Below are 2,854 nucleotides of genomic sequence, written 5' to 3' on the forward strand. Positions count from 1 at the left end.
CGGTGCGGCTTGCTCGGCGTCCTGCCTCGCATCCCCCGGATCAGCGCCAGGACTCAGCCGTCACTTACGTCGCAATCTGTGTCGTCAGTGCTATCGCGAACAAAAAGCAAATCTAAAGCACCTCTGCATCAGTGCTCATGGGTAAGAGATGATGCCACGCCACATCGAAGGTGCGTAACGCAGAGCGTCACCAAATGCATGACCACGCAAAGCGCGAGAACGAGAGTCGGCTTAGGCTGAGCTCCGTTTTCCGGGATCATCGAGACGTGTGCATAACGACGAACGCAACCCAAGGCAGCAAATGATCCAATGCGGTAAACTCGCGCCATTGCTGTCTGGAGCTATTTATGCGCGACGAGTTGAACAAAGGCCTCATCGATTTCCTCAAGGCCTCACCTACCCCTTTTCATGCCACCGCCACCCTTGTGCAACACTTCGAAGCCGCGGGTTTTCAGCGTCTGGACGAACGCGACACCTGGGCCATCGAGACCGGCGGCCGCTATTACGTTACCCGTAACGATTCTTCCATTGTCGCCGTCAGAATGGGTCGCCAGTCGCCACTGACCGGTGGCATCCGTATGGTCGGTGCTCACACCGACAGCCCCTGCCTGCGGGTCAAGCCGCAGCCGGAACTGCAACGCCAGGGCTTCTGGCAACTGGGTGTCGAAGTCTACGGCGGTGCGCTGCTGGCACCGTGGTTCGACCGCGACCTGTCGCTGGCCGGGCGTGTCACGTTCCGTCGCGATGGCAAGGTTGAAAGCCAGCTGATCGACTTCAAGCTGCCAATTGCGGTCATTCCCAATCTGGCCATCCACCTGAACCGTACGGCCAACGAAGGCTGGGCGATCAATCCGCAGAACGAACTGCCGCCGATTCTTGCGCAGGTGGCTGGTGATGAGCGCGCAGACTTCCGCGCCCTGCTGACGGATCAACTGGCACGCGAACATGGCCTGAACGCCGATGTGGTGCTCGATTACGAGCTGAGCTTCTACGACACTCAAAGCGCAGCGGTGGTCGGCCTCAACGGTGACTTCCTGGCGGGCGCTCGTCTGGACAACCTGCTGTCGTGCTTCGCCGGGATGCAGGCGCTGCTCACTACCGACAGTGACGAAACGGCGCTGCTGGTGTGCACCGATCACGAAGAAGTCGGCTCGTCTTCAACCTGCGGTGCGGACGGCGCAATGCTGGAGCAGATCGTCCAGCGCTTGCTGCCAAGCAGCGAAGACTACGTGCGGACCATTCAGAAATCCCTGATGATTTCCGCCGACAACGCCCACGGCATACACCCCAACTACGCCGAAAAGCACGACGCCAACCACGGGCCAAAGCTCAACGCAGGGCCGGTGATCAAGGTCAACAGCAACCAGCGCTACGCCACCAATAGCGAAACCGCCGGCTTCTTCCGTCACCTGTGCATGGCCGAAGAAGTCCCGGTACAAAGCTTCGTGGTGCGCAGCGACATGGCTTGCGGTTCGACCATCGGGCCGATCACCGCCAGCCATCTGGGTATCCGCACAGTAGACATCGGTCTGCCGACGTTCGCCATGCACTCGATTCGCGAGCTGGCCGGTAGTCATGATCTGGCGCATCTGGTCAAAGTGCTGGGCGCGTTCTATGCCAGTCACGAGCTGCCATAACCCGCAACGTTGAAACACGTGAGTTGCGGGCGACATCAGGTGCCCGCAACGCCTGTTTCAGTTGTCTCGGACCATCGCGCGCACATGAATCGCATCATGGCGCCAGTATTCAAGGTCGCAGTCGATCAGCCGATCATTGCGGTCATGGTTGACCCGCGCAATGCGCAGGCCGGGGCTGCCGAGGGAAACCTTGAGCGCCGCGGCCGCGTCGGCGTGCAATGCCGTGGGAACCACATCAAAACGTACCTGTCCGTAATGCACGTCATAACAGCGAGCATAAAGCTCGGTGAGTGACTCGTTCAGGTCGTGGTCCAGAATACCCGGGAACAGCTCCGGCCTGAGGTAATGCTCCACATAGAGCACCAGCCGCTGATCGATACGCCGGGCGCGGCAGATCTGAATCACGCTCGACAGTGCAGGCAGCTCCAGCATTTCGCAGATCATTGCTGAAGCCGGTTGCAGACGCGCCGACAGCAACTGAGTGTGCGCCACCCTTCCCTGCGCGCAGACCATAGCGTGAAAATGACTGCGCCGAATCAGGTCATAGGCCAGGCGCGGCGGCGAGATGAACCAACCGCGACGCTCCTCACGATAGATCAACCCCTGAGCCTCCAGTTGCAGGAGGGCCTCGCGCAGGGTGATGCGGGTGGTGTCGAACACCTCACTGAGCTTGCGCTCGGCAGGCAGTTTGCTGCCGTGCGGCAACAGGCCATGCTCGATCTGCTCCTGCAAGGCACTGCAGATCGTTGTTACCGCTCGTGGCACATCTTCGCGCATTCTGTACCTACCTGGACTAGACCAGCCCTCTTGCGGAGCACACATCAGTGCGACAACCGCTCTTGACTCCATCGCCGCAAGCCTAGGCCGGCCAGATGACTGTCGTGTGACAGAACGAATCACGAACCATGCCAACTGCGCTGAAAATTGCCCTCAAAGCCCTGCAAAGCAAGCACTTGCCCATGGTCTACGCTTAGCGCCAGGCAACCCTGAGCCGCATGAAAAAGGTCTTTCCCTGCTGCAGCCGACACGAAAATGTCATGCAACAGGCCTAAGTTGGCTCAGGTATTGCTGATCTAGACCAAACAATCCGCAACGAACACTTCTGGCAAAAAAGAAGTGCACTAGGGTCTGTTCCCGTTTCGACGTAACCTATTGATCCCTATGAGAACAGGCCCGTATTGTTGGAGTTCTCACACAACACCAATACGAGCCTGCAA

The 2,854-nt window shown here is 59.1% G+C and carries 2 protein-coding genes; one reads left to right on the forward strand and one right to left on the reverse strand.

The window, feature by feature from the left end; genetic code table 11:
- The first annotated feature begins 347 nt into the window (after window positions 1-347).
- The gene (locus tag DW49_RS0122865) at window positions 348-1,637 is read left to right on the forward strand and encodes a M18 family aminopeptidase (protein WP_005619770.1); all 1,290 of its coding nucleotides are present in this window, start codon (window positions 348-350) and stop codon (window positions 1,635-1,637) included.
- Between the two features lie 57 nt (window positions 1,638-1,694).
- Here the strand turns inward: DW49_RS0122865 and DW49_RS0122870 are convergent, their stop codons facing one another.
- The gene (locus tag DW49_RS0122870; protein ID WP_003382729.1) at window positions 1,695-2,414 is read right to left on the reverse strand and encodes a UTRA domain-containing protein; all 720 of its coding nucleotides are present in this window, start codon (window positions 2,412-2,414) and stop codon (window positions 1,695-1,697) included.
- Window positions 2,415-2,854 lie beyond the last annotated feature (440 nt).

The organism is Pseudomonas avellanae BPIC 631, from assembly GCF_000444135.1.
GTDB classification, from domain to species: Bacteria; Pseudomonadota; Gammaproteobacteria; order Pseudomonadales; family Pseudomonadaceae; genus Aquipseudomonas; species Aquipseudomonas avellanae.